The organism is uncultured Acetobacterium sp., from assembly GCF_927416815.1.
GTDB lineage: Bacteria > Bacillota > Clostridia > Eubacteriales > Eubacteriaceae > Acetobacterium.
Genome location: NZ_CAKMJU010000015.1, coordinates 17,722 through 43,985 on the forward strand (window position 1 = coordinate 17,722; position 26,264 = coordinate 43,985).

The 26,264-nt window shown below is 45.2% G+C and carries 23 protein-coding genes, 1 tRNA gene, 1 pseudogene and 1 riboswitch; of the genes and pseudogenes, 16 read left to right on the forward strand and 9 right to left on the reverse strand.

Going from position 1 to position 26,264, the window contains the following annotated elements; all coding sequences use genetic code 11:
* Positions 1-86 precede the first annotated feature (86 nt).
* The 5 genes and pseudogenes from QZ998_RS02400 to QZ998_RS02420 all read left to right on the forward strand — a co-directional run bounded on the left by QZ998_RS02400 (position 87) and on the right by QZ998_RS02420 (position 5,385).
* Positions 87-1,367: a 5-bromo-4-chloroindolyl phosphate hydrolysis family protein gene (locus QZ998_RS02400; RefSeq protein WP_296557696.1), complete on the forward strand. Its 1,281-nt coding sequence runs from the start codon at positions 87-89 to the stop codon at positions 1,365-1,367.
* A gap of 84 nt (positions 1,368-1,451) precedes the next feature.
* Entirely contained in the window at positions 1,452-2,603 is a 1,152-nt protein-coding gene (locus QZ998_RS02405) for a toxic anion resistance protein (RefSeq protein ID WP_296557697.1), read from the forward strand.
* A 101-nt stretch (positions 2,604-2,704) separates the two neighbouring features.
* The gene (locus QZ998_RS16840; RefSeq protein ID WP_366512377.1) at positions 2,705-2,881 is read left to right on the forward strand and encodes a glycerate kinase; all 177 of its coding nucleotides are present in this window, start codon (positions 2,705-2,707) and stop codon (positions 2,879-2,881) included.
* Positions 2,826-3,850: pseudogene (locus QZ998_RS16845) on the forward strand (glycerate kinase). The gene QZ998_RS16840 and the pseudogene QZ998_RS16845 overlap by 56 nt, the downstream one beginning before the upstream one ends.
* A gap of 266 nt (positions 3,851-4,116) precedes the next feature.
* Positions 4,117-5,385 carry a hemolysin family protein gene (locus QZ998_RS02420; protein ID WP_296557699.1) on the forward strand — a complete coding sequence of 423 codons (1,269 nt, stop codon included), beginning with the start codon at positions 4,117-4,119 and terminating at the stop codon, positions 5,383-5,385.
* A gap of 43 nt (positions 5,386-5,428) precedes the next feature.
* Here the strand turns inward: QZ998_RS02420 and QZ998_RS02425 are convergent, their stop codons facing one another.
* The 6 genes from QZ998_RS02425 to thiC form a co-directional block, all read right to left on the reverse strand.
* The gene (locus tag QZ998_RS02425) at positions 5,429-6,913 is read right to left on the reverse strand and encodes a radical SAM protein (protein WP_296557701.1); all 1,485 of its coding nucleotides are present in this window, start codon (positions 6,911-6,913) and stop codon (positions 5,429-5,431) included.
* On the reverse strand, positions 6,910-8,238 hold the full coding sequence (gene bzaD, locus QZ998_RS02430; RefSeq protein WP_296557703.1) for a B12 lower ligand biosynthesis radical SAM protein BzaD: 1,329 nt from the start codon (positions 8,236-8,238) through the stop codon (positions 6,910-6,912). The genes QZ998_RS02425 and bzaD overlap by 4 nt, the downstream gene beginning before the upstream one ends.
* A gap of 37 nt (positions 8,239-8,275) precedes the next feature.
* On the reverse strand, positions 8,276-9,322 hold the full coding sequence (locus QZ998_RS02435) for a class I SAM-dependent methyltransferase (protein WP_296557705.1): 1,047 nt from the start codon (positions 9,320-9,322) through the stop codon (positions 8,276-8,278).
* Positions 9,309-10,397, reverse strand: a complete 1,089-nt coding sequence (gene cobT / locus QZ998_RS02440) for a nicotinate-nucleotide--dimethylbenzimidazole phosphoribosyltransferase (protein ID WP_296557708.1) — start codon at positions 10,395-10,397, stop codon at positions 9,309-9,311. The genes QZ998_RS02435 and cobT overlap by 14 nt, the downstream gene beginning before the upstream one ends.
* A 228-nt stretch (positions 10,398-10,625) precedes the next feature.
* Complete coding sequence (gene bzaB, locus QZ998_RS02445) at positions 10,626-11,909, reverse strand: B12 lower ligand biosynthesis ThiC-like protein BzaB (RefSeq protein ID WP_296557710.1); 1,284 nt, start codon at positions 11,907-11,909, stop codon at positions 10,626-10,628.
* Positions 11,910-11,911: 2 nt separating this feature from the next.
* Positions 11,912-13,213 (reverse strand): phosphomethylpyrimidine synthase ThiC, encoded by a 1,302-nt coding sequence (thiC, locus tag QZ998_RS02450; RefSeq protein WP_296557711.1) that lies wholly within the window; start codon positions 13,211-13,213, stop codon positions 11,912-11,914.
* Positions 13,214-13,418: 205 nt separating this feature from the next.
* Positions 13,419-13,601: riboswitch (cobalamin riboswitch) on the reverse strand.
* Between the two features lie 135 nt (positions 13,602-13,736).
* On the opposite strand from thiC, the gene QZ998_RS02455 reads away from it, so the two are divergent.
* From QZ998_RS02455 to QZ998_RS02465, 3 genes are all read left to right on the forward strand, one after another.
* A complete protein-coding gene (locus QZ998_RS02455) occupies positions 13,737-14,207 on the forward strand; it encodes an NfeD family protein (protein ID WP_296557712.1) in 471 nt (156 codons plus the stop codon).
* A gap of 1 nt (position 14,208) precedes the next feature.
* Positions 14,209-15,150: an SPFH domain-containing protein gene (locus tag QZ998_RS02460; RefSeq protein WP_296557713.1), complete on the forward strand. Its 942-nt coding sequence runs from the start codon at positions 14,209-14,211 to the stop codon at positions 15,148-15,150.
* Between the two features lie 121 nt (positions 15,151-15,271).
* Positions 15,272-17,035 (forward strand): ABC transporter ATP-binding protein, encoded by a 1,764-nt coding sequence (locus tag QZ998_RS02465; RefSeq protein WP_296557733.1) that lies wholly within the window; start codon positions 15,272-15,274, stop codon positions 17,033-17,035.
* 39 nt (positions 17,036-17,074) lie between these two features.
* Here QZ998_RS02465 and larE read toward each other — a convergent pair whose 3' ends face one another.
* Complete coding sequence (larE, locus tag QZ998_RS02470) at positions 17,075-17,890, reverse strand: ATP-dependent sacrificial sulfur transferase LarE (RefSeq protein ID WP_296557715.1); 816 nt, start codon at positions 17,888-17,890, stop codon at positions 17,075-17,077.
* A 129-nt stretch (positions 17,891-18,019) separates the two neighbouring features.
* Here larE and QZ998_RS02475 point away from each other — a divergent pair, with 129 nt between their 5' ends.
* Complete coding sequence (locus QZ998_RS02475) at positions 18,020-18,754, forward strand: GH25 family lysozyme (RefSeq protein ID WP_296557717.1); 735 nt, start codon at positions 18,020-18,022, stop codon at positions 18,752-18,754.
* 77 nt (positions 18,755-18,831) lie between these two features.
* On the opposite strand, the gene QZ998_RS02480 is transcribed toward QZ998_RS02475, so the two are convergent.
* The gene (locus QZ998_RS02480) at positions 18,832-19,218 is read right to left on the reverse strand and encodes a desulfoferrodoxin family protein (protein ID WP_296557719.1); all 387 of its coding nucleotides are present in this window, start codon (positions 19,216-19,218) and stop codon (positions 18,832-18,834) included.
* A 164-nt stretch (positions 19,219-19,382) separates the two neighbouring features.
* On the opposite strand from QZ998_RS02480, the gene QZ998_RS02485 reads away from it, so the two are divergent.
* Positions 19,383-20,000 (forward strand): NUDIX hydrolase, encoded by a 618-nt coding sequence (locus tag QZ998_RS02485; RefSeq protein ID WP_296557720.1) that lies wholly within the window; start codon positions 19,383-19,385, stop codon positions 19,998-20,000.
* 59 nt (positions 20,001-20,059) lie between these two features.
* On the opposite strand, the gene QZ998_RS02490 is transcribed toward QZ998_RS02485, so the two are convergent.
* Positions 20,060-20,773 carry a hypothetical protein gene (locus QZ998_RS02490; protein ID WP_296557722.1) on the reverse strand — a complete coding sequence of 238 codons (714 nt, stop codon included), beginning with the start codon at positions 20,771-20,773 and terminating at the stop codon, positions 20,060-20,062.
* 339 nt (positions 20,774-21,112) lie between these two features.
* Here QZ998_RS02490 and QZ998_RS02495 point away from each other — a divergent pair.
* From QZ998_RS02495 to ltrA, 6 genes are all read left to right on the forward strand, one after another.
* Positions 21,113-21,189, forward strand: a tRNA-Arg gene (locus QZ998_RS02495).
* Between the two features lie 108 nt (positions 21,190-21,297).
* Positions 21,298-21,522 carry a hypothetical protein gene (locus tag QZ998_RS02500; RefSeq protein ID WP_296557723.1) on the forward strand — a complete coding sequence of 75 codons (225 nt, stop codon included), beginning with the start codon at positions 21,298-21,300 and terminating at the stop codon, positions 21,520-21,522.
* Positions 21,523-21,874: 352 nt separating this feature from the next.
* A complete protein-coding gene (locus QZ998_RS02505) occupies positions 21,875-22,063 on the forward strand; it encodes a ferredoxin (protein WP_296557725.1) in 189 nt (62 codons plus the stop codon).
* Between the two features lie 377 nt (positions 22,064-22,440).
* Entirely contained in the window at positions 22,441-24,474 is a 2,034-nt protein-coding gene (locus QZ998_RS02510) for a copper-translocating P-type ATPase (RefSeq protein ID WP_296557726.1), read from the forward strand.
* Positions 24,475-25,011: 537 nt separating this feature from the next.
* Positions 25,012-25,176 carry a hypothetical protein gene (locus QZ998_RS02515; protein WP_296557728.1) on the forward strand — a complete coding sequence of 55 codons (165 nt, stop codon included), beginning with the start codon at positions 25,012-25,014 and terminating at the stop codon, positions 25,174-25,176.
* A gap of 87 nt (positions 25,177-25,263) precedes the next feature.
* Positions 25,264-26,264: group II intron reverse transcriptase/maturase (ltrA, locus tag QZ998_RS02520; protein WP_296557730.1), on the forward strand; the 1,001-nt coding region annotated here is incomplete at its 3' end.

The following is a 26,264-nucleotide window of genomic DNA, read 5'->3' on the forward strand; positions in this document are numbered from 1 at the left end:
TAAGAATAGCCAGGGGAATTAGTTTCTTAATTGAAATTTTAAATTTTATAAGATATAATTAATTCAATGTTTGGGAGGGTCAAACGATGATAAAAAAAGATTATTCAAATGTCGGAAATGATATCAAGGATATTGTTCAGGATGCCTTGAATTCGGCGGAATTTAAAGAGTTAAACAAGAACATCTCGGAGACGGTCGCCCGGGCTATGGATGAAGTCAAACGAAGCGGTCAATATTGGCAGGAGCAGCAACGACAACAGCGTGAAAACAACCAGGAAAGCAGAAAGCAGGGCACTAACGCCAGAAAGACCCAGCAAAAAATAAACAAACCACAAACAAGGGATACGGCGGTTAAAAATAGTTATCAGAATGCCTATAGCCCCGTTAAGAAATTGCCAACTAATTTGGTATCAAAATCACCACATGGTCGGATCTCCGGGATGCTATTGAAGATCTTTGGAGGTATCGGCATTGGTGTTTCACTGCTGCTATTACTAATTTTTTCTTCGGTATTTGGCTTTGCATTTAACAGTATGCCACTGATGGGTATCGGTGCCGGGATTCTGCTACCGATTTTTACAATTAGTGCGCTGATGTCAGCAAAGGGTTCAAACCTGAGGGGTAGAGTGAAACGGTTTCGTCAGTATGCCAGTCGCCTGAAAGGACGGCAATTCTGCAAAATCTCTGAATTGTCTGAACCCTTTGGGCGCAGCAAGAAATATGTAGTCAAAGATCTGCGTAAGATGATCAGTTTGGGGATGTTCCCGGAGGGGCGATTTGATGAACATGAAGAATATTTGCTAATCAGCAATGAAGCCTATGAGAACCACTTGAAGCTAAGAGAAGGTAAGAAAATCGAGGAGGATCGAGCCCGCCGCGAACAGGCAGAGCTGGAGCAGAAAAGAAAAATGGAATCAGAAAATCCTGAAATCAAGGCGGTTCATGAGGTGATTGCCGAAGGTCAGGAGACCATCAGAAAAATCAACCAAGCCAATTTGGCCATTGAAGGGGAAGTGATTTCCTTGAAACTGGATCGGCTGGAAAAAGTGATCACCAAAATTTTTGAATTTATTGAAGAAAATCCCGGTGGATTACCGGAAATCCGTAAATTTATGGGCTATTATTTACCCACCACCTTAAAGCTGGTCTCGGTCTATCGGGATTTGGATGCTGAGCCTATTCAAGGCGCTAATATTTTAGCCACCAAAAAAGAAATTGAAGACACCCTGGACACCATCAGCCATGCTTTTGAAAACTTATTGGACAGTTTTTATGAAGACACCGCGATGGATGTCTCAACCGATATTTCGGTGCTTAATACGATGTTGGCTCAGGAAGGTCTGACTAAAAGGGATTTCAAGAAATAAAGCGTACAACTTAAAAGACAAACTGCCAGCAAAGCTTAAGGCAGATTTTCAATAACAGCAAAATAATAGACGAGGAGACTAGCGATGGAAGATAATATGAATGATTATTCCCAGGCAACCCCGACCCTAACCTTTGACCCATTTGAAGAAGAAAAAGTAATGACGGCCAATGTACATCAGGAACTGAAGGGGGAACGGGAAGTTTTTGACGAAAGTCGGCTGACCCCGGAAGAACGAAAAATGGTGGATGATTTTGCCAGCAAGATCGATCTCACCAATTCCAGTCTGGTAATGCAGTTTGGTGTTGGGGCACAGAAAAAAATCGCCGATTTCTCAGAAACGGCACTAAATAATGTCCGTACCAAAGATATGGGCGAAGTTGGCAAAATGCTAGGTGACATGGTGATGGAACTGCGCAATTTTGACATAGAAGAAGAAGACAAGGGTTTTATGGGCTTTTTTAAGAAAAGCAGCAATAAGCTAAACTCGATGCAGACCCGCTATGCGACCGCTGAAACCAATGTCAACCGGATTACCGAGGCACTGGAAAAACATCAGATGCAGTTATTAAAAGATGTCGCCATGCTGGATAAACTCTATGACGTTAATAAAACCTATTTTAAAGAATTATCGATGTATATCATGGCTGGCAAAAAGAAACTCAATGAAGTGGAAAATAAAGAATTACCAGAGCTGATCAAGCGCTCGCAAATTAGCGGGTTACCGGAAGATGCCCAGGCAGTCAACGATCTGTCAGCGATGTGCAATCGCTTTGAGAAAAAAATCCATGACCTCGAACTGACTCGGATGATCTCCATTCAGATGGCGCCACAAATCCGCTTGGTTCAACATAATGATACCTTGATGGCTGAAAAAATTCAGTCCTCAATTGTTAATACGATTCCCTTATGGAAAAGTCAGATGGTGTTGGCTCTGGGTGTGGTTCATTCCGGACAAGCAGCCAAAGCTCAGCGGGAAGTCACCAATATGACCAACGAATTATTACGTAAAAATGCTGAAACCCTAAAGATGGAATCGATCGCCACGGCCAAAGAATCAGAACGGGGAATCGTTGATATTGAAACCCTGCGGATCTCGAATGAATCGCTGATCTCGACCTTTGATGAGGTGTTGAAAATCCAGACCGAAGGTCGTCAGAAACGAAAAGAAGTGGAAGCCGAGCTTGAAAAACTTGAAAATGATTTAAAAGTCAAGATGTTAGAAATCAGACGATAAGCTTACAGAAAAAAATGACAGCATGGGCAGGCGCCCATGCTATTATTTTTTGACAAAGTAACGAGGCCGTATCAGATAGTCAAAATAGAGGAGATAAGCATATGAAAGTGGTGATTGCCCCAGATTCGTTCAAAGGATCATTGTCTGGCTTTGAGGTTTGTGACATTGTTGAAGATGCAATCCTTCAGGTGTTTCCCGAAGCAGAAATAAAAAAAAGTCCCTATTTCGGATGGCGGCGAAGGTTTAGTGCGTCTTTTAATAAATGCCTTAGCAGGTGAAAGTGTTGAAATAAAGGTTCATGACCCGCTTTTGCGGATTATTAAAGCAGAATATGGGATTCTTGAGGGGAACACCGCGGTAATTGAAATGGCCGCAGCTTCGGGATTGCCACTGTTAAAAAAAGACGAACAAAATCCGCTTTTAACAAACACCTATGGAACCGGGGAGATGATTGTTCATGCAGTCAAAGAAAAAGGCTGTAAAAAGATACTCCTAGGCATTGGCGGAAGCGCCACCAATGATGGCGGTATGGGGATGGCAGCAGCGCTGGGGATAAAGTTTTTAAGCGAAGCCGATGAGGAGTTGGAGTCCTGTGGTCAGAATTTAGGTCTCATTAAGACAATTGATTTGAGTCAGGTTGATCCGTTATTTTCTGAAGTTGAGTTTATCATTGCCTGTGATGTGAATAATCCCTTATGCGGAGATCTCGGTGCTGCCCATATCTATGGACCGCAAAAAGGCGCAACTAATCAGATGGTGGAACAGCTGGACAAGGGGCTTTACATCTTGGACGGCTATTTGAAAATTTGGCCGGAAAAGATCTGATCGATCGAAATGGTATCGGTGCAGCAGGGGGCTTGGCGTTACCGCTGGTGGCTCTCTATCAAGCGAGGCTTGCTTCCGGACTGGAGATTGTTCTGGATGCCATCAAGTTTGATGAATTAATAAAAGGAGCTGATTTGATTGTGACCGGCGAAGGAAAAACAGATTGTCAGAGTACCATGGGCAAGGTTATCTCAGGTATTGGCATGCGCGCAAAAAAACAGCAAGTACCGGTAATTGTTGTTTCCGGAGCTCTTGAGAATGGCTATGAAACCATTTTTGAACAAGGCATCTCGGCGGCATTTGCTACATACAGTAATGCCGAAAACCTGGAATGGCACATGCGAAATGCAAAGAAGCTGCTCTACGATACAACTATCAATATATTTCGGATCGTTATGATTTCGGGATGGAAAGCCAAGTAAATCCTGCTAGACCAACTGTTATTCAATTATCTTAATAGCATACAAAAATTAAAACGAATTAAAGCACGATCAATTAGGTAAAATTTATCAGATACTATGGAATTGTAACTAAAAATATGATATTATAGTGACAAATAATATTTGAAAGAGGAATAGAATTGGACGACGTACCATTATCTGAGACGAAAACAAAAAAAACAAGGCATCAAATCAAAATAGTCAAGTGGATGACTGATGGATCTATTTACTGGGAGAAATCTTAGTCAATGGACAGTAGTGTTATAGGTTTTATTGCAGTTCTGGTGGTGATGTTGCTGATGTCAGCATATTTTTCGGCAACGGAAACGGCATTCACCTCCCTAAATCGTATTCGTGTAAAAAATTTAGCCAAGGACGGAAACAAAAGAGCCGCCCAGGTATTGGCGCTTTCTGAGCGATATGATGTTTTGTTATCGACAATCCTGATCGGTAATAACATTGTCAACATTGCTTCCGCTTCGATTGCTACGGTGGTTTTTGTTCGTTATTTCGGCAATGCCGGCGTAACCATATCAACGGCGGTGATGACCGTACTGGTGCTTATTTTTGGGGAAATTTCACCAAAAAGTCTGGCCAAAGATTCGCCAGAAAGCTTTGCCATGTTTTCAGTTCCCTTTATTCGGTTTCTGATGTTTGTCTTGACCCCGGTGAACTTTTTATTTATGTTGTGGAAAAAAATGCTGGATAAATTGTTTAAGGTGAATGATGAACGCAGCATGACAGAACAGGAGTTGCTGACGATTGTCGAAGAAGCTGAAAACGATGGTGGCATCGATCTTCAAGATGGGGAGCTGATCCGCAGTGCCATTGAGTTCAATGACCTCGATGTGGATGATATTCTGACCCACCGGGTCGATGTGGTGGCTATTGATGTGGATAATCCCAAAGAGGATATTGCCAAGTTATTTTTTGATACCGGCTTTTCCCGGTTACCGGTTTATCAGGGGACCATTGATCAGATTATCGGTTTTATCAGTTATAAGGATTTTACCCACTACGTGGCTAATGGCAAGAGCAGTCTGGAGGAAATCATCAGTCCGGTAGTCTTTATTACTCCGAATATGAAGATTTCCAAATTGTTAACCCTGCTCCAGCAGAAAAAATGTCATATTGCTGTGGTATCTGACGAATATGGGGGAACATCCGGGATTGTCACCCTGGAAGATGTTATTGAAGAACTGGTAGGCGAAATTTGGGATGAGCATGATGAGGTCATTGATGAGTTTGTGAAAATCTCGGAAAATGAATATAAGATTTTGGGTAAAGCTAACTTGGGAAAAATGTTTGATCTGTTCGATATGGACGATGATTTTGACGTAATCACGGTAGGTGGTTGGATTGTTGAATTCTTGGATCGCGTTCCCGATGTAGGTGAGTCCTTTGACTTTGAAAATCTGACCTTTACCATTACCAAGTCGGACGAGCGTCACGTAATTGAGATAGATGTTGTTAGAAATGAAATAATTGAGTTTGAAGAAAATGGCAAAAAAATATAACAATAAAAAAGCTCCTGAAGGCGAATGCCTAAAGGAGCTTTTTTTAAGCCATAATTCCATCAACGGTATGATTAAAGGTATCCACATAGCTGTTTCGTTGGTCAATGGTAATTTCCCTGCTTTTTAGTAAGTAAAGATAATCTTCAAAGGACTGAATCAGCAGCTGATTGATCAGACGATATTTTTCTAAAATCACCGGGTCTTTTTTAAAGCTCAGTTCCCAGGTATCCTTCATATAGGAAAAGATATGATTGGTCATATCTCTCATCATCCCGACTAACATCGCCACCCGGGGATTAAGATAATCAGTATCCGCCTCATAGGTGGAGTGAGATGAAATATTTAGCCGCCCCTGATCCTGTAGGGCTTTGTAGGAGGCGCTGCCCTTAAGAATAATCATATGATGGTAGAGTACATTAACGCTGATTTCCAGCTTATCCAGTAAGGCGTTTCGTTTTAAAAAATCGTAGTTGACTTTCAGATCTTCTAAGGTCGAGTCCGGCTCAAACATAATAAAACCGACGCTGGGTTCGATGCCGTATTTCCGCAGGATCTGCAGAGCCTGTTCATTTTCGGCCACGGTGGTCAGCTTGTTAAGTCGCTTCAGTGCTTCATCCCGGCCGCTTTCCAGACCGATTAAGATGTGTTTAAGACCGGCTTCAGTCAGGGCCTTGATGGTCTCTTCTTCAATATCGTTGGCCCGTACTTCAATGCCAAAGTGGAGGTGGCGTTCTTTTAAAAGTTGAGCCAGTTTTAGGACCCGCTCTTTTCCGGCGCGACCGGGACCGTAGAAGTTGGGATCCATAAAATAAAAGTAGCGGATATCGGTCTCCTGCATCACCGCATCGATTTCGGCGATAATGTTCTCCGGACTTCGACCCCGCCACTTCCGTTTGGTATCGCCATAGTAGGGGTTGATATAACAAAAGGTACAGCCACCGTAACAGCCCCGGCTACCGGAAATATTGACTTCGCCAAAAGAATAGGAGCCGGTGCTGCGCAGGGGAAAGGGCAATGAATCCAGATCGATAACCACCTCACCGCGGGTCGCGACAATGCCGTGATCGGTGCGCGCGGCGATTCCCGCCTGGGGAAGGGTGGGGAAATTTTCGGCCAGCGTCAAAAAAGTCAGTTCAGCTTCGCCCAATAGGGCAAAGTCAATGGCCGGACAGCGGTTAAGAATTTCTTCATAGGCAAAGGTGGGGTAAAAACCATAAACGCAGACACAAGCAATGTCATAGGTTTGCTTGATGTGCTTAATAAACTGATAAAGGGTTGTGTTGTCCTCCCAGTGATAAACCAGGTGAATCCCTAAAATCGTGGGTGCTAGCGTTGCAATTTGCTCTTCAATGGTCGGATAATCCAGCTGTTCCAAATAGCCGTCCACAATCGTCACATCAATGTTGTTGGCGGCCAGCATGCCGCCGATATAGCCGGTGTTTAAGCAGGCTGAAAGGGGGGCGTTGGCAATATCGTTGCAGCGGTCGTCGCTATAGGAGCGGGGATGTTCTAATAGAATGACATTCATGAGGTGACCTCCTGCCACATAAAGATATTTTTTTTGGTGTGATAGATTTCCAGCTCGTAGCGGACCCGGTCAAAGGGTGCCGGGTTGTAATAGGTGGGGTAGAGCAAATCGGTTTCCGGGGTAATCACCCCGTTTGCCAGTGCCTGTTGTTCAACCTTGGTACCCGGTAAAATCCGGATATTATTGAGCACAATGGTACCCAAGGTTTTGGAAGCGTGATGGATTTCGTAAATCGCATCGATGAGGTCCTTGGCTTCTTGCTGAGTTGCGGTGGTATCCCCGGGCGTATTGACGAGGAAGTGATAAACTGTGACCACGCCGCTGTTCGCCAGCACCTGAGCAGTGTCGAGGATATCCTGGACACTCATGTGCTTATCCATGGCATCCAGGGCTGTTTGACTCAGGCCGTCGGGGGACAGGGAAAAACATTCGCAGCCGGATTGGGTATAGAGGGCGACGTTTTGGGCTGTCAAGAGGTTTTCGCGAAAAAAACCGCTCCAGTTAATTTTCAAGCCCCGCCGGATGATTTCGGTACAGATCGTATCGAGGTGATCAACCGGAATATTGACCACCGAATCGGTGAAGTGGATCCTGGTGACACCGTAGGTTTCGTAGAGAAACTGGATTTCATCGACCACCGCTTCCGCGGTGCGGCAACGCATTTTAGAGCCCTGCAGGAGCGGATAGGAACAGTAGCCGCAGCTAAAACAGCAGCCCCGTTTGGTTTCCACGCCGATACTTTCGACATATTTATTAACGGTGATGTAGGGGCGGGGATCAAGCAGATCGCGGTTGGGCATCTGATAATCCAGCATATCATAATCACCCACCGGCGGGACGATCACGACCGCTTCGTTTTCGCGGTAGCAAAGCCCTGGCAGGTGGGGTGGGTCATTGAGATTTTCCAGCAGTGGTACAATGATTTTTTCGGCCTCACCGGTCACGCCGAAATCAATTTCCGGATAGTCGCGCATCAGCCTTTCCGGGAATAGTGAAAAACCGGTTCCACCGACTAAGATTTTGGTATTTGCCGCATAGCGTTTAATAAAAGCCAGGCTAACGGCAAAGCTGGGAATCAGTGATGAAGTTTTATTGCCCAAAGGATCAATGTTTCGCAGCGACAGGCAGACCACGTCGGGCTGATGGGTATCCAGCTGCAAGCGCAAATCGCCATAGGGATCGATGGCCATATTCATGTCAAAAAGCTGCAGCTGATGACTAGTTTCGCGCTCGACCTGAGATGCCAGGACGACGATACCGATGGGATAAACCCGCTCGACGTCGATACCCTCCATTGAGAGGGCTTGGATGAAAAGTATTTTCATGGTTTCTCCTTGATTTGATTAGCAGTTAATCGGTATCTTATTTTAAACAGAGGGGCTCCAGGACCGACTGCGATCGGGCGGCAAAGATCAGGGCAGTGTCGGTGGCCAGTGGTATCAGTGGCGAGGTGACCAAGTCATTTTTTTCCAGCTCAGCCATCACCCAGGTTCCCGAAAAAACTTTGCCGTTGTAGGTGTTTAAAAACATATTGATATCGGTCAGATGAGCCTTGACCGGGTTATGTTCAGTAAAGAAATCATGGATCAGGATGATGCCGTCATCGCTTAAATGGCTGGCCGCGGTTTTTAAAACCTGTTCGTTTTCTGACTCAGCGTAGGCGTGGACAATATTCGAAAGAATGATCAGCTGATATTTTTTGGAAAGACCCCATTGCGGTTCCAGAATATTAGCGGGGTGGTAGTTAACCCGATCCGCATAGGCGGTGGCATCGACAAGCTTTTGGGTCTGGGGTAGCATCTGCACAATGTCGAGCAGGGTGGCACGAGTATCCGGAAAGGTCTCTAAAAAGGCCAATGCCATGGCTCCGGAGCCGGTTCCCAGATCCAGAATATCACCGCTGAGTTCGCTAAAAAGGGTGGTGCAGTCGCGGGCTTTTAGTTTGGCCACGTTGTCCATGGCTTTGATATATTTAGCCCGGCGCAGGTTCAGTTGATCTTCGCTGATATCCGTCGGCAGAAAGTTGACCCGACCACCAGCGGTCAGTGAAGCTTTAAGGGTATTCCAGTCGTCAGTAAGATTTTTTCGCCACAGCAGCGAGTCGCCCTGATAAAGGGGACTCGCTGTTAGTAAATATTCTTTGATAATCAATTGGTTATAATAAACGTTTTGGTAGTGTCCCACCAATCCCATGCTGTTGAGAAGTGCCAGGTAACGTTCCAGGGCGCTTTCGTTGGCGCCCAGTTTTGGGGCTAGTTCGGAGAGACAGGCGCCTTGCATCCCGAAATCATCGATGGTTTGAAAAAGATCCATCTCCAGAGCGGTAAAGAGAGCATCGGAAAGCCAGTAGGCGGTGGCCAGGTCTTCTAAATACTGGCCGCCATTGGTTTGGGGATCATAGCCCTTCATGACCATTGGTTACTCCTGCATCGGTAAAGGTTAAGACGTCGCAGATCACCCGGGCCGAGGATTCCACCAGGTGCATTGCCACCGCTGCCCCGGTGCCTTCTCCCAATCTGAAATTGAGGTTAAGCAGAGGCCGTAATCCCAGGGCTTGCCACATTAGCTGATGGCCTGGTTCTTCACTCTGATGGGAGGGAATCATGTAATCCAGGGATTGGGGACAAAGGGCTTTGGCGATCAGGGCACCAGCGGTGGAAATAAAGCCGTCCACCAGAACCGGCACCTGATTAAAAGCAGCCCCCAGGATTACGCCGGCAATCCCGGCGATCTCGAAGCCCCCGACTTTGGAAAGAACATCAATAGGATCGGTTTTATCGGGTTGATGGCGGTTGATCGATTCCCGGATCACTTTGATCTTATTAATCAGGGCGGCGTTATCAATGCCGGTGCCGCGGCCGGTTACCGATGAAACCGGATATTCGGCCATAACCGCTAAAATAGCGGCACTGGAGGTCGTGTTGCCAATCCCCATATCGCCGGTGGCCAGCAGGTTGATTCCTTGTTCTTTGATCACCTTAGAAGCCACATTAATCCCGGCTTCTATAGCGGCAATGGCCTGTTCCCGGGTCATTGCTGGTTCCTGATAAAAGTTTTTGGTACCATGGGCGATCTTGCAGTCGATGATGGCACCTTGTGAAACCAATTCGGGCATATCCACAGCAACGCCCATATCAACAACAATCACTTCCGCTCCAACAGCCTTGGCTAGAATATTGATACCAGCTCCGCCTTTGACAAAGTTTTCCACCATCTGCGGGGTCACCTCCTGAGGGAAGGCAGAAACGCCTTCGGCCACCACGCCGTGATCTCCGGCCATGGTGATGACCATTTTTTTATCGACATTGGGACGGATGGTGCGCTGAATGCCGGCCAGCTGTTCGGCGACAACCAGCAGCTGACCGAGGCTCCAGGGCGGAATTGCCAATTGTTCAATATGATCCCGAGCGGCCTGACGCCATTTGGGGTCAGCCGGTTCGGTATGGTCGATGACGTGTTTTAAGGTATATTTGGTTTCGATCACGGTAGTTATCCTTTCTATTGCTAGTAAATGAATTGGTTAATCTATTCTATCACTGTATTTATGTGGTTCGGAGGGGGTAAGGCAACCGGAATAAATGGCATATTATTGGGGGCTAGTTTTGCGGGCTTGTAATACAAGCCCCTTGGGATGATGCGCAACGCTTTTGGATAATAGACGCTTATTTTTTTCGTAGGGGAGTATAACCGCCCGCAACAGATGATATGTTATTTAGGCCAGTCCAAAAAACTCTGTCGCTACATCCGCAGGACATTTACTGTCGGCACAGACCGCACAGCCATGGGCGGGCTTTTGGGCCGCAAAGGCAGCGATCAGATTGGCCTGATTGATGGCGTTTTTTACTTGTTCTTCCTGATTGCGGGAAACCCGGGCTCGGGACATCGCCAGATCGCGGTTCCAGGCTGCGCCGCCGCGCTTTAAGACATTGGCGGCATTGGCAGCGATCCGGGTGGTTTCGACACCGATGCGGACATCTTCTTCGTTGGGCAGACCCAGATGTTCAGCCGGGGTCAGGTAACAAAGGAAGTCAGCACCGTGCATACCAGCAAAAGCACCGCCGATAGCACCCGTAATATTATCATAACCGGGAGCTATATCGGTGGCCAGGAAGCCTAAAATATAGTAGGGTACATCGTAACAAAGTCGTTTTTGCAGTAGCATCGCAGTAGGGATATGGTTTAGTGGCACATGGCCGGGACCTTCCACCATCACCTGTACCCCGGCAGCCAGAGCCCGTTTGGTCAGTTCACCGGCCACCATTAAGCCCCGCAAGTGGGCTGGATCCAGGGAATCAGCATTGGCACCGGGTCGGATGGCGTCGCCGATGCTAAGCACGGTATCGGTCGCTTTGAGAATCGCAAGCAGCCGGTCAAATTCGGCGTAGAGGGGATTTTCTTTATCATTATGGAACATCCAGCCGGTTAATAAGGATCCACCGCGGCTGCAAATATCGGCAACACGTCCGGTTTTTTTTAATATTTTAAGAAGATCCATATTCAGAGCCGAATGAACCGCCATAAAGTCCATACCAGCCTGACATTGTTTTTCCACCACCTCAAACAGGTCATCAGAGGTCATATTGACCATCAGGCCCCGTTTATCAGCGGCTTCTTTGGCGGCCTGATAAACCGGTACACAGCCAGCCGCGATATTGGAATTAGTTAGACTCAAGGTTCGCATGGTATCGATATCGGCACCCATACTTAAGTCCATAAAACCGTGGGCACCAGCGGCTTCGATGATTTTTAGTTTTTTGACTTCCATTTCCATGTCGTCGCGATCGCCGGAGGTACCCATCAGGCCATTGACTTTGATATCCAGTCCGCCGCCAATGCCGCAGATCTTAGAACGGTTTCGCAGTTTGTTTTTAGGAATGACGATCCGGCCAGCGGCTACCCCGGCTCTGATAAATTCGGGCGTGAAGCCTTCGGCAAGTGCCACCATTTCCATTTCTTCGGTAATTTTACCCTGACGGGCTTTTAACATTTGAGTCATGACTAGTTCCTCGCTTCCTGGTTTTCGTCTCGTAAATACTTGCCGACAATTTTCATGGCACAGAAGTCGCCGCACATGCTGCACTCGGATTCGAAGTCGGTGCTGCGATCCTTCCAGACCTTGGTAGCGGTTTCGGTATCGATAGCCAGTTCCATCTGCCGGCCCCAATTCAGTTCCCGGCGGGCATGGGACATTTCCAGATCCCAGGCAATGGCAGCCGGATGCCCTTTGCCGACATCGCCAGCATGGGCGGCAATGCGGCTGGCCATCACGCCCAGATACACATCATTGGCAGTTGGCATGCCAATGTGTTCGGCCGGAGTGACGTAGCAGAGGAAGTCGGCGCCGTAATAGGCGGCGATCGCTCCGCCGATCGCACCAGTGACGTGATCCATGCCAGCACCGGAATCGGTGGGCAGACAGCCAAAGACAAAGTAGGGAGCTCCGCCGCATAATTGTTTTTGTAACTTTACAGTGGTCTGGATCTGATCCAGAGGCACATGGCCTGGTCCTTTGACCATCACTTGAACCCCGGCCGCGCGAGCTTTTTTAACCAGGCCACCGAGGATCACCAATTCGTGAACCTGGGCGCCATCAAGGGAATCGGCGATACAGCCGGGGCGCATGCCGTCGGCAAAGCTCAGCACGACATCGTATTTTTTACAGATTTCCAGGACCCGGCTATATTGGGTGAAGAAGGGATTCTCACAATGGTTGTGAACCATCCAGCCAATCAGATGGGAGCCCCCATAACTAACCAGTGGATCAATCCGGCCTTCTTCTTTGGCACGGTTGATTACGTCCATGGTGGTGCCGCAGTGCAGGGCTAAAAAGCTGACGCCTTCGGAGGCATGCTTTTCGATCATCGCGAACATGTCATCCGCGGTCATATCTAAAGCAGTACCATATTTTTCCTGGGCCATAGCCAGGGTTTGATAAAGGGGTAGGGTACCGACCGGTCGATCCACCGAGGATAGAACTTTTTCCCGCATTTCGTCAATCGGGCCACGGACACTTAAGTCCATCAGCGTATCTGCCTCGGCCTTGACAGCCTGGTCGATTTTAGCCATTTCGCCATCGATCGTGTCATCCGCTTCATACATGCCGACGCTGGCTGAGACCTTGGTAAACAGACCCTTGCCCACCGCCACCGGGTTGATATTTGGCCGGGAACTCTTTAGAATGACGATTTCACCAGCGGCCATCCCCTGGCGAATCAGTTCGGGATCGATCCCTTCTTTTTGTGCCACATAAATCATTTCTGCGGTGATTTCACCAGCCCGTGCTTTTTCCAGAATTGTCATCGTTTCCTCCTGAATTTTTAAATAATTGCTTGTTCGTTTCAGTCTTTCAAAAACTGACTGAGTACCGACAATTAATAATTGGTCGGTAGGGTGGTCAATGAGATACCTGATGGGTTGAGGCCACCAAAAAACTGAAACTTTGGCAAATAAAAAAGTCCACAGCTGCTATTTTTTACAATAACAGCCATGAACTTTACCTTCGTTCATTCAGGATCGAATCATAGGCAGGTCTCCTGACTCGGGGTTTTAACGCTTGGCCACACCTTCCCATTAAAAAAACAGTGGTTCTTGTGGTTTGCTCCGCCCTTACAGTGATGGGTTCGTTCAGGACTCTCACCTGATTCCCTATTCTCCTTATTACTAAGGCACCATATGTTCGCTTTTCTATTTACTTGCCTTTGATTATACACAGATAAAAATAAATAGGCAAGAAAAAAATAAAAAAAGTCGATTATACAACTCGCGATAAAAAAATCAATAAACTATGTTATAATAAAATCAAGTGAATGAGGGAGGTGAGCGGATGAATATTATTTTGGTCTGGTTGGTCTTGTTTGTCGTTTTTCTGCTGGTTGAATTGGTTACCGCTGGTGCGCTGGTGTCGATCTGGTTTTGTGTCGGTTCTCTGGTGGCAATGGCTACCGCGTATTTGGGCGCCCCATTCTGGGTGCAGATGACGCTTTTTTTAGTGGTTTCGGTTGGTTTGTTATTGGGAACAAAACCATTCTTAAAAAAACACTTGGATCCCAAAACGATCACAACCAATGCTGATCGCATTCTGAAAAAACGGGGAATTGTTGAGGAAGAAATCAACAATCTCAAGGGATCAGGTGCTATTAAAGTCGACGGAAAATCCTGGACAGCCCGAAATATCAAGGGTGAAGTGATTATTCCTGTCGGTGCTGAAGTCGAAGTTGTGGCAATTGAAGGGGTTAAAGCCATGGTTAAGATGGTCGAACAAGACTCAAATCAAATAGAAAACAGGAGGAGTTAAGATGTTTGGATTTATTTTATTGCTGATATTATTCGTTATTTTTGTTGTGGTAATTGTTGTTAACGCAAAAATTGTTCCCCAGGCCAATGCCTATGTGGTAGAGCGGCTGGGTGCCTACCATACCACCTGGGAAACCGGCTTTCATATCGCTATTCCAATTATTGACCGAATTTCGAAGAGAGTCAGTTTAAAAGAACGGGTAGCAGATTTTCCGCCCCAACCGGTCATTACCAAGGACAATGTTACGATGCAGATTGATACGGTTATTTATTTACAGGTCACCGATCCAAAATTCTATATGTATGGGGTAGACAATCCCATGAAAGCCATCGAAAATCTCACCGCCACCACCCTGCGTAACATCATTGGTGATATGGAGCTGGATGCGACACTGACATCCCGTGATGTCATCAATACTAAAATGCGGGTAATTCTCGATGAAGCCACCGATCCCTGGGGGATTAAAATCAACCGGGTTGAACTTAAAAATATCATGCCACCAGAAGCGATTCAGAATGCGATGGAACGGCAGATGAAGGCAGAGCGGGAACGTCGGGAAAAAATCCTCCAGGCCGAAGGCGAAAAAGCCAGTGCTATTTTAGTAGCTGAAGGGGAAAAATCAGCAGCGATTTTACAAGCTGAAGGTTTAAAAGCGGCTGCCATCCTTAGTGCCGAAGCTGATCGAGAAGCTCAGATCAGACGAGCAGAAGGTGAAGCAGAAGCGATTGTCAAGGTTCAGGAAGCGGTTGCCAATGGGGTTAAGATGTTAAATGATGCCGATCCGATTCAGTCGGTCATTGCCCTTAAGAGTTTATCCACCTTTGAAAAGGTGGCTGATGGCAAGGCTACCAAGATTATTATTCCTTCGGAGATTCAGGGCTTAGCCGGTCTGGCGACATCGCTTAGTGAAATTATGAAGGATCAGTCTAAAATCAGTCAATAAAACAATTTAATCAATGAGCATGAATGGGCAATTGGAAAACGCGAGTCGTTTTCCAATTGCCCAAAGTTTTTGATCGCAAAAATTAAGAAAGAAAAAAGTAGAAAGAAGGAATATTTTGGGAATCAGTAATACGCATCTTATCAAACGTTTCATACCATACTATAAAAAATATAAATGGATTCTATTATTGGATCTCTTTTGCGCCACTCTGACCACGGTCTGTGACCTAGTTTTGCCGTTGATCGTTCGGTTTATTACCAATACCGCCATCAATGATTTGACCAGTCTGACGGTGGAGACTATTTTAAAATTGGGACTGGCTTATCTGGTGCTGCGACTCATCGATGGGGTTGCCAATTATTTTATGGCCGATATCGGTCATGTCATGGGCGCTCGGATCGAAACCGATATGCGGCGGGATCTTTTTTCACATCTTCAGAAGCTGCCTTTTTCTTTTTATAGCGACACCAAGATTGGCCAGCTGATGTCCCGGATCACTTCAGATCTTTTTGATGTAACCGAATTTGCCCATCACTGTCCCGAAGAATTTTTTATTGCCGGATTAAAAATTGGGGTGTCTTTTGCGATTCTGGCCAGTATCAACATCTGGTTGACCCTGATCATTTTTGCCGCCTTGCCTGTAATGATACTAACCACCTCTTATTTTAGACGGCGGATGCGAACTGCTTTTAAACAGGCACGGGTTCAAACTGGAGAAATTAACGCTCAGGTAGAAGATAATCTGCTGGGTATCCGGGTGGTAAAGTCTTTTGCCAACGAAAATATTGAAGAGCTTAAGTTTGAAACAGGCAACAGTAAATTTCTCGAAATAAAAAAACAAACCTACCGTTATATGGCCGGTTTTCAGACCACCACCCGGGTTTTTGACGGGCTGATGTATTTACTGGTGGTGGTTTTTGGAGGAATATTTATGATCAATGGCGCCATTAACCCCGGGGATTATGTGGCTTATCTGATGTATGTCACCACCTTACTGGTTTCAATCCGCCGAATTGTTGAGTTTGCCGAGCAGTTTCAGCGGGGAATGACCGGATTTGAGCGGTTTATTGAAATTCTGGATGAGCCCACTGAGTGCAAAAATCTCGACAATGAGTTGGAACTGAAAAATGTTGTGGGTGATATTGTTTTTGAAGACGTGAGTTTTCAATACAACGATGGCAGTGATGCAGTACTTTCAAATATCGATATTCAAGTTAAGGCAGGGGAGAACATTGCCATTGTCGGCCCTTCCGGTAGCGGAAAAACAACCTTGTGCCATCTGATTCCGCGGTTTTATAACGTCACCTCCGGCCGAATTCTCATCGATGGTCAAGATATTCAGAGCCTAACCCTGCATTCATTGCGCTCCCAGGTTGGGGTTGTCCAACAGGACGTTTATCTCTTTTCGGGAACCGTTTATGAAAATATTAGCTATGGTCGGATAGATGCCGATCGGGCAAGCGTAATTCAGGCTGCCAAACACGCCGGCGCTGATGAGTTTATTGATAAGCTCAAAAACGGCTATGATACTTATATTGGCGAACGCGGCATTAAACTTTCGGGCGGCCAGAAACAGCGGCTCAGCATTGCTCGGGTATTTTTGAAGAATCCGCCGATTCTGATTCTGGATGAAGCTACCTCAGCTCTGGACAATGAAAGTGAACGGATTGTTCAGGAATCTTTAAAAGAGCTGACCCGTGGACGAACCACCTTTACGATTGCCCATCGGCTGACGACTATTAAAAATGCCGACTCGATTTTAGTGCTCACCGAAGACGGAATTGTCGAAAAAGGATCCCACGAGGAACTACTTCGGGAAGAAGGGGTCTACTATGACCTCTACCAAATGTACCGGGAGCTCGATGAATTAGACGAAGAGTTTTAGCTGCTTGTCGGTACTAGGGTTGTTTTCAACCCGAATGATTCAGCTGTTCATATTGCCGCAGTTGTAGCCGGCCAGGTCCAGGGTGATGGTTTTGATACCGAGGTTTTTCAGGGTGGCGATCAGGGCCAGGCGGTTTTCGATGACGGCGGTAAAATCGCCGGGGTCGCATTCGATTTTAGCGGTATTGCCCAGCAGCCGCAGCCGGTATTGACTTAAGCCCAGGGATTTGAGAAAATCCTCACCAGCTTCGATGGCTGCAAGGGCTGCCGGCGTGATCGGGGTGTTGGTAGGGATTCGGGTAGCCAGGCAGGCCATGGCCGGCTTGGTGGCAGTGGGGAGATTGTAGTAGGCCGACAGATCGCGGATATCCTGTTTGGTCAGGCCGGATTCTTTTAAGGGGCTGAAAACGCCTAACTCAGCCAGGGCTTTGATGCCGGGTCGGTAATCTTTCATATCATCCAAATTAGAGCCGTCCAGGATGACTTCATAGCCACTTACTTGAGCGGCGTCTTTGATCTGGTTAAAAATAAATTTTTTACAGTGGTAACAGCGGTCGGAAGAATTGGCGATAAAATCCGGCAAGGAAAAGACATCGGCTTCAATGACCAGGGGTTTAGCACCGATTGCTTTGGCTAGAGCCTGAGCCTCGGAAAATTCTGAGCCGGGTAGCATGGCACCATTGACAGTGATCGGCAAAACATTGCCTCCCAGCACGTCAACCGCTACCTGTAGCAACAGGGTGCTGTCGACACCGCCAGAAAAGGCAATGCTGACCTTAGGGAAACGAGTAATATTATCTTTCAGGGTCACCAGTTTTTCAGCAAGAACCGGGGATAATGGTTTATTCATATTCATAACGCTCTCCTTATGTGCAGACGATCAGCCGATATATCGGCTGTGGTTATATTATAACTCCTTAAGAGACTTTCCTGCCAGTAAATATTTTGTTATAATGTTTCCATTAGAGGATAGGAGGATTATCAAATGTCCAAAAGAAAAGCGATTTCATTGGTGGTCGGAATCGGGGTGTTAATCATCATCGTTTTGATTATTTATGGGGTTACCAATACATTGAATCACACTAAAAGAGCCGATCATCTGGTTAAAGGGGTGGATCTATCGGCCTATCAGGGAGAGATCGACTGGGAACAACTAGCCGAACAGAACATTGATTTTGCTTTTATCAAGGCTACTGAAGGGGATGATTTCGTCGATTCCAGGTTTAAGACCAATTGGCAAGAAAGTCAGAAAACTCAGCTCAAGGTAGGAGCCTATCATTTTTTAAATTATGACTCCACCGGCAAAGTCCAGGCCAGAAACTTTATTGACAATGTCCCGGCTTCAAATAAAAACCTGCCACCGGTGATCGATCTGGAGTTATACGGGATCTATGAGGATAATGCCTTGCCCAAGGATCAGGTTAAGGTCATCCTCGATGAACTAATAAAAGAACTAGAAGATCATTACGGGGTTAAGCCAATTATCTACACCACCCAGCGGATTTTTAAAATGTATATCGGGACCGACTACAAAGACTATCCGATCTGGATTGTCGATCTGGATAATTCCTGGCCAGAAACCTTGCCAAATGGAGAAACCTTCACCTTCTGGCAATACAGCCACCGCGGCATGATGGATGGTTACGACGGCGATGAAACCTTCATTGACATGAATTTATATAATGGCACCTACGCAGAATTTATCAAAGAATTCTTTTAATAAGTTAAGAAAAGCTGCCATAATGGCAGCTTTTCTTGTTTAAGGATTTGTGTAGCGATTTTTATAGCGTGTTTTTATTATAGACTTGCTTTCCATAAACCATGAAGGTTACAATATTCATAAGCAGCAATGACCTTATCACCAGGTGTCAATGCAAATTCGGCTTTAGGGGCGCCTGTTTCTGCCAGACATTTTCGCTGGCCACCTTCGGTTGTTTCAAGATAGATCCATGAGATATGGTGTTCAGGCGTCATTGGATGAGGAACGCTTCCGATATCGACAGTAACAGTACTGCCACTTACAGCGATAACTGGAACATGTTTTTCCTGGGCGGCATCCGTCGTATTGGCAACAACTTCAGTCATGGGATCGCCACAACAGATCATTTCGACACCCGATTCGTGAATCATACCCACAAAATTACCACAATGTTTACAGACGAAAAATTTTGGTTCTTTACACATAATAGACCTCCTAAGTCAATGTTAATCTTTACTTGTTATATTCCCAATAAATGAGAGAATAAACAGATAAGATTAATCTTGATTATATTATAGCATAGGATTCAGAAATGTGAAGATACAATTTGTTGATTTCGAAAGGAGAGAAGCGCAGCTTCGAAAAGAAAATGGAAAAACAATGGCTTATATGGGCAAGAGAATTGCAATCAATTTCTCAATCAGGATTGACCTACTGCAAAAATGATTATGATCTGGTTCGTTATCGTGAAATCGAAAAGCTGTCTCGAGAAATCATCGAAAAACACACCGAGGTTTCCCATGAGGTGATCAAGGAATACTACGTCCGGGAAGAAGGCTATCTGACCCCTAAAGTGGATGTTCGTGGCGGTGTTATCGTAGAAAATAAAATCCTGCTGGTTCGGGAAAAGGTTGATGGCCGCTGGTCGCTACCGGGTGGCTGGGCCGATGTCAATCGGACGCCTCAGGAAAATGTCATCAAGGAAGCCTTTGAAGAGGCCGGTGTGCTGGTTAAGCCAATTCGGTTGGTCGGACTGCTAGATCGCAGTAAGTGGGTTCAGGATACCTGTCCCTATACCATTTATAAGATCCTGATGCTTTGCGAATTGCTGGAAGGTGATTTTAGATGCAATGCTGAAACCATCGAGAGTGGCTTTTTTGCCATGGATCAGCTACCGCCTTTGTCCCTGGGTCGCACCACCGAAGCACAATTAGCGCTCTTTTTTAAAGCCCACCAAAATCCGGAATACGATCCAGTTTACGACTAAAATTATAAAAATCGATACAACAGCAAAAACCGGCGATCAGCCGGTTTTTACAGTTTGCATTATATAACAAAAGAAGTTGGTATGTTGGCGCAGGTAATGGGGGTGGTAATCAGGTTAGAAACTCCGCCTTGACCCTGAGCATGGAGGGTTTCTTCCATCGACCTGTTGATGGGTAGTGATCCAGCGATCATTTGACCATCTTCGGTGGCAGGAAAGAAATTTCCGTTCTTGTTCAGGAAGGTAGCATAAACCCGGAATTGTGTCACTCCGTCGGCGTCAACAAAGGAGTAAAAACCATTCAGGCCTTCTACAGGTGTATAAAAAGCAAAGGGCAGTTCACCATCATATGCGGTAGTAATACCATTGCCTCGATCTACCTTGGTCAGCGCAGAACTGCTGTTTTTCAAAGCCAGATGTACATTTTGTTCATCGACCTGATATTCGACCTGGTAAAAACCTTGACCGATGAGATGGGACTGACCTTCGGATATGGCTTCTTTCTTTCCATAAACGTAGTAAACTGGTTCCCCAGCGATATTGGTAAAACCGAAGACCCCAAACTGAATGGTGGTAGTGGCACCGCTAGGATCATCTGGGATCGGGTTGGTAATACTTAATATTGAGTCTAAATGGAGTCCCGCTGGAATAGTTGCTTCGGTGGGGACCGTCATCAAGGTGAGGTACTTGGTAGAGCCGTCATCTTTGTTGCAACCGGCGAATAGTAAAACAATTAGGGAAATGATTATAACAGTTAAAAATCTTTTTTTTGGCATGCCGTCGCTCCTATTTCAAAGTTAAGTATATTTTATAACACTTTTTAATCAATAGCAATCACACTTTGGTCACAATTATGTCTAAGAACCAAACTTTCCTTGTGATTATGATGCTTTTCGTTTAAAATGATATCGTATTGTACAAGTTATTAAAAACGAGCATTTTAGATATGATTTATGACGTGATAGATAGCAACTTATAATTATTTCAACCATCAATGGAAAGAACCCATAATTTGTGAAAAATTATACAAAATTATCAAAAAAAGACTTTTATTCTATTTATAAATGTGCTATAATAACTTTCGTGGCCAACGGAAGTATCCTAGGTCACGATGCGTGCCCTTGGCTCAGCTGGATAGAGCGTTCGGCTACGACCCGGAAGGTCGGGGGTTCGAATCCCTCAGGGCACGCCATAAACCGCATTGTAATCCCATTCGCAAGTTTCTTGTGGATGGGATTTTTTATGTTTTAACCGAATTTTAACCGATAGAGATAACATTTGTTATTTCCTCAACATTGCCTTGATCAGCCGGGGCTACCAATCTGATCTTGAACGAAAAAATGATCTGTTTATTCATGATTTTCTGGAGCTACTGAATGTAGAAAAGATCGATTGCCAGATACCAGCGCTGGATGAAGACAAGATTCGACAGGCACTGGTTAAGATGCCCATTGGGGTGGATGAAGATTTTATCGTTTCTTTTGTTTTGAATGGGTATCGGTTATTGATTAATATGAAAATTTAAAAATTAAACAAAGTTTTTACTTTGCGAAGTCCCTGTCCGATCAAATCGGCCGGAGGTAGAGCTTTCGGGAAAGAAATGATGAACATTCTCAGAATTAATTAAAGAATATTCGTTGCGAGCTGAACTTCTGAATAAACGAGCGCACCATCCAGGTTCCCTACGACTTTGAAATTTGGCCACATGCGAACACTAACTGAAAGTGGCAGATTCATACTAGCGTTCAACTCAGAGAATGTTTAGATATGATTGTTGTGGGTAACTAAAATAATAGACTGTTTTTCTGATTGGAGTCTAATTGACTTTTGTCTCTGAAAAAAAGCAGCTGTTTAAATATAAGTGTGGAGGTTCCATGATGAAAGCAATTGTTGATCGGGATACTTGTGTTGGGTGTGGTTTGTGCGAATCGGTTTGTCCGAATGTGTTTGAAATGGACAATGATAGTATCGCTGAAGTGATTGCTGATGTAATCACGTCGGAAAATGAAGCCTGTGCGATTGAAGCTCAGGATGAGTGTCCAGTAAGCGCCATAACTGTCGATTAAAAACGATCGTTTAACCGCATGAAAAAAGTGTTTGCTTGAAAAAGAAGTTCTTGGCATGGTTTATGCAAGCGATGATTTAAGTACGTGAACACGTCGGGATTTTTAATGGTCTAGTAATTATTGAAAACATGTATATAAAACCCGATTTCAGTTTAAAAATTGTGATCGGGTTTTATATACATGGTTAAAAAAAAGAAAGGATGTGAACGGGATGGATAAAGAAAAGATAACTCAGAATCCCCAGAAGACTCAATCTGAAGGAACATTAATGGGTGATGATCAGTTAACCTAATCACCATATAGCCTTGGATAACAAGGAAATTTCGAAAAAGAATAATGAACATACGCATAACCACGCTCCTGGGAAAATGAATCAAATGCCTCAAGCAGACCGACCGGTTTCCCCGGCAGAAGAGAAGCATTCACACCATCCTGTTCCAGAGCATGGAGAACATCCCGTACATGATGATCATCACGCAATGATGGTGGCGGATTTCAGAAAAAGATTTTTTATCGCTTTGATTATTACGGTACCGATATTACTTTTATCGCCAATGATCCAAATGTTTATCGGCGTCGATTGGCGTTTTACCGGAGATTCCTATTTACTGTTTGGTCTTTCCACCATACTTTTTATTTACGGCGGAAAGCCTTTTCTTACTGGAGCCAGGGATGAGCTTAAGAAAAAATCACCGGCAATGATGTCACTCATTACGCTTTCGATAACAATCGCCTATATCTATAGTACCCTAACGGTATTTTTTATAAACGGCGATGATTTCTTTTGGGAACTCGCCACATTAATTGTCATTATGCTTTTAGGTCATTGGATTGAAATGAAATCGGTAATGGGCGCTTCAAGGGCATTGGATGAATTGGTTAAATTGATGCCTGAAGAAGCACACCAGATAACGGTCAACGGTGAAATCACTGATATTCCGGTCAAACAATTGAAAGCAGGGGATGCTATTCTTGTCAAGCCGGGAGAAAAGATTCCAATCGATGGTTTAGTTTATGATGGCAGATCAGCAGTGAATGAATCGATGATTACGGGAGAATCAGTCCCGGTTGAAAAAGAAAAAGGCGATGAAATCGTCGGTGGTTCCATCAATGGTGAAGGGATTTTGAAATTTAATGTGTCGCGAGTGGGAGAAGAGACCTTTCTGTCACAAGTGCTAAAACTTGTTCGCGAAACCCAGGATTCAAAATCCAATACCCAACGATTAGCAGACAAAGCAGCCAAGTGGTTGTTTTATATCGCCGTGATTGCCGGAACATTGACTTTTTTGGCATGGATGTTCATCTCACAAGATCTGAATTTTGCAGTTACCCGCGCAGTCACTGTTATTGTCATTTCCTGCCCTCACGCATTAGGTTTGGCCGTACCGCTGGTAACGGCTGTTTCGACAAGCATCGGTGCGCAAAAAGGTCTTTTAATCAGAGATCGGGCAGCATTTGAAAACGCGCGAAAACTGAATGCTGTGGTTTTCGACAAAACCGGAACCTTGACTGAAGGTACATTTGGGATAACGGATATCAAAGCCATTGGCATAACTCAGCATGAACTCCTCTCACTTGCCTATTCAGTTGAAGCAAACTCGGAACATCCCATTGCACAGGGAATTGTAAATGAAGGAAAAAAATTAAACCTCAAGTTGAGGGAAGTAAAAGATTATCAAAATATTCCGGGTAAGGGACTAAAAGCCAAGGTAGATGGACGTGATATGATGATTGTGAGTCCTGGTTATATGCGTTCTGAAAAAATAGCTTTTGACGCTGAGCATTATGAAAAACTCGCCCAAATGGGAAAAACAGTGGTATTCATATTAGATGGCGACACCCTCCTTGGCTATCTTGCATTATCAGACATTATCAGAGATAGTGCCAGGGAAGCGATTGAGATGCTAAAGTCGATGGCGATCGAAACGATTCTATTAACCGGGGACAATCAGCGCGTTGCCGCTTATGTTGGTAATCAGCTGAAGATCGATACCGTGATTGCTGAGGTATTGCCCCAGGAAAAAGCAGCTAAAATTGCGGGGTTTATTAAAGAAGGCAAGATCGTGGCAATGACTGGTGACGGTGTGAATGATGCACCATCACTGGCACAAGCTGATTTAGGTATCGCCATCGGAGCTGGAACCGATGTTGCCATTGAAACGGCGGATGTTATTCTGGTACGAAGCAATCCACTGGATGTGGTAACAATTTTAAAATTGTCAAAAGCAACCTATCAAAAAATGATCCAAAACTTGATCTGGGCTACTGGTTATAATATGATCGCACTGCCTTTAGCAGCAGGGATCCTGTATTATCAAGGGATCGTCATAAACCCAGCTGTAGGTGCAGCACTAATGTCAGTAAGTACAATCATCGTGGCAATCAATGCAAAACTACTTAAAATTGATTAACATTTGCTATGGTATCTGATAGCTGATCTAGGTGGCCTTTCACGTCGGAATATACAAAATGCATTATTGAGATTTTATATGAAGTTGTTAAAAATGAGAATATTCTAATTAAAGTGTTTGCTAATATAAGTATATACACATCTTTAAAAGACAAGGTAGAACTGTTCGGTAAAAAGCATCATGGCGGACTTACAGGATAAAGGTATGATTATCCGCAAAGGGAATAATCGATCTGGGGAATGGATCATTAAATTATGTGACAAAAATTAAATAATTCTTAATCAAATGCCCTTGATTTTCTTGATAATTGTCGTACATACGGTGGGGTATGCCATAAATCGCATTGCAATCCCATTCGCAAGTTTCTTGTGGATGGGATTTTTTATAGTGCGCCCGGCATGGGCGCAATCTAACGGGTGAAAGTCCCGAGCACGGGTAGGTAGTGCCAAGTGCATAGCTCAAGGCAAGGGTGTCCCCGGCGACGGGGAATCTGAAGGAAGCCGGCGGCAAACTTCTGGTCTGACGAACAGAAATCACATGAGGCAACATCAGCTGGGTAAGGTTGCCATCCAAACCGAAGCCCAAAACTATCCGGAAGCTGATGATGTAGATGTGGCAGATAGATGGAAGGAAAGATTGCGTTCTTACCCGGGGAGATCTCACGGACATGTGGAAACAGAGTATAAAGCATGGTTGAAATAAGATTTATCGTGAGAAGTCAGCTGAGGCCATAGTACAGAGACATACTAGATGTTGAAGGAAGGGCTGAACCAAAGGAGGTGACGATCAATGAAAATTACTGACAGTGATCAATTAAAACACAGACAACTTCGAATGGAAGACTATCTGCAAAAGGTATCTGCGGAACAGAAAGACTATGCGGAAGTGTGCGTATCACCAAAGATAATTGAAACGGATATCACCAACACGAATGAGCAGACGGAAGGCTTGCTTGAGCAAATTCTAACCCGTGATAATCTGAACCTGGCATACAAGCGGGTCAAGAAAAACAAGGGTGCAGGTGGAATCGATGGCATGCAGGTGGATGAACTTCTGCCCTACCTGAGAGAAAACCGGAATGAACTCATCACAGCCATCCGGTGTGGCAAATACCACCCAAAACCGGTGCGCCGGGTAGAAATACCCAAAGACAACGGGAAAACAAGAAAGTTGGCAATACCGACTGTCGTTGACAGACTCATCCAACAGGCAATCAACCAGGTGTTGACCCCCATTTTTGAGAAGCAGTTTTCGGATAACAGTTTTGGTTTCAGACCGAAACGCAGTGCACAGGATGCACTGAAACGATGCCAGACCAATATGACAGAAGGCTACAACTATGTGGTCGATATGGATTTGGAAAAGTATTTTGATACGGTAAACCAGAGCAAGCTCATTCAGATTTTATCAGAAACGATAAAAGACGGGCGGGTGATTTCGCTGATCCATCAATTCCTGAACGCAGGAGTAATGGTCGGCGGAATGTTTGAAGAAAGTAAAGAAGGCGTCCCTCAGGGAGGCCCCATCAGTCCATTGCTGGGAAATATCATGCTCAACGAATGCGACAAAGAGCTGGAACGTCGCGGGCACCGGTTTGTCCGTTATGCCGATGATCTGATGATCTTCTGCAAAAGCAGGAAAGCAGCAGAGCGAACACTCAGTCACATCGCACCGTTTATCGAAGGAAAGCTATTCCTGAAAATAAATCGGGAGAAGACGAAAGTGGCAAGGATCACTACAGTAAAGTTTCTCGGATATGGATTTTACACCTACCGAGGACAAGGCAGGCT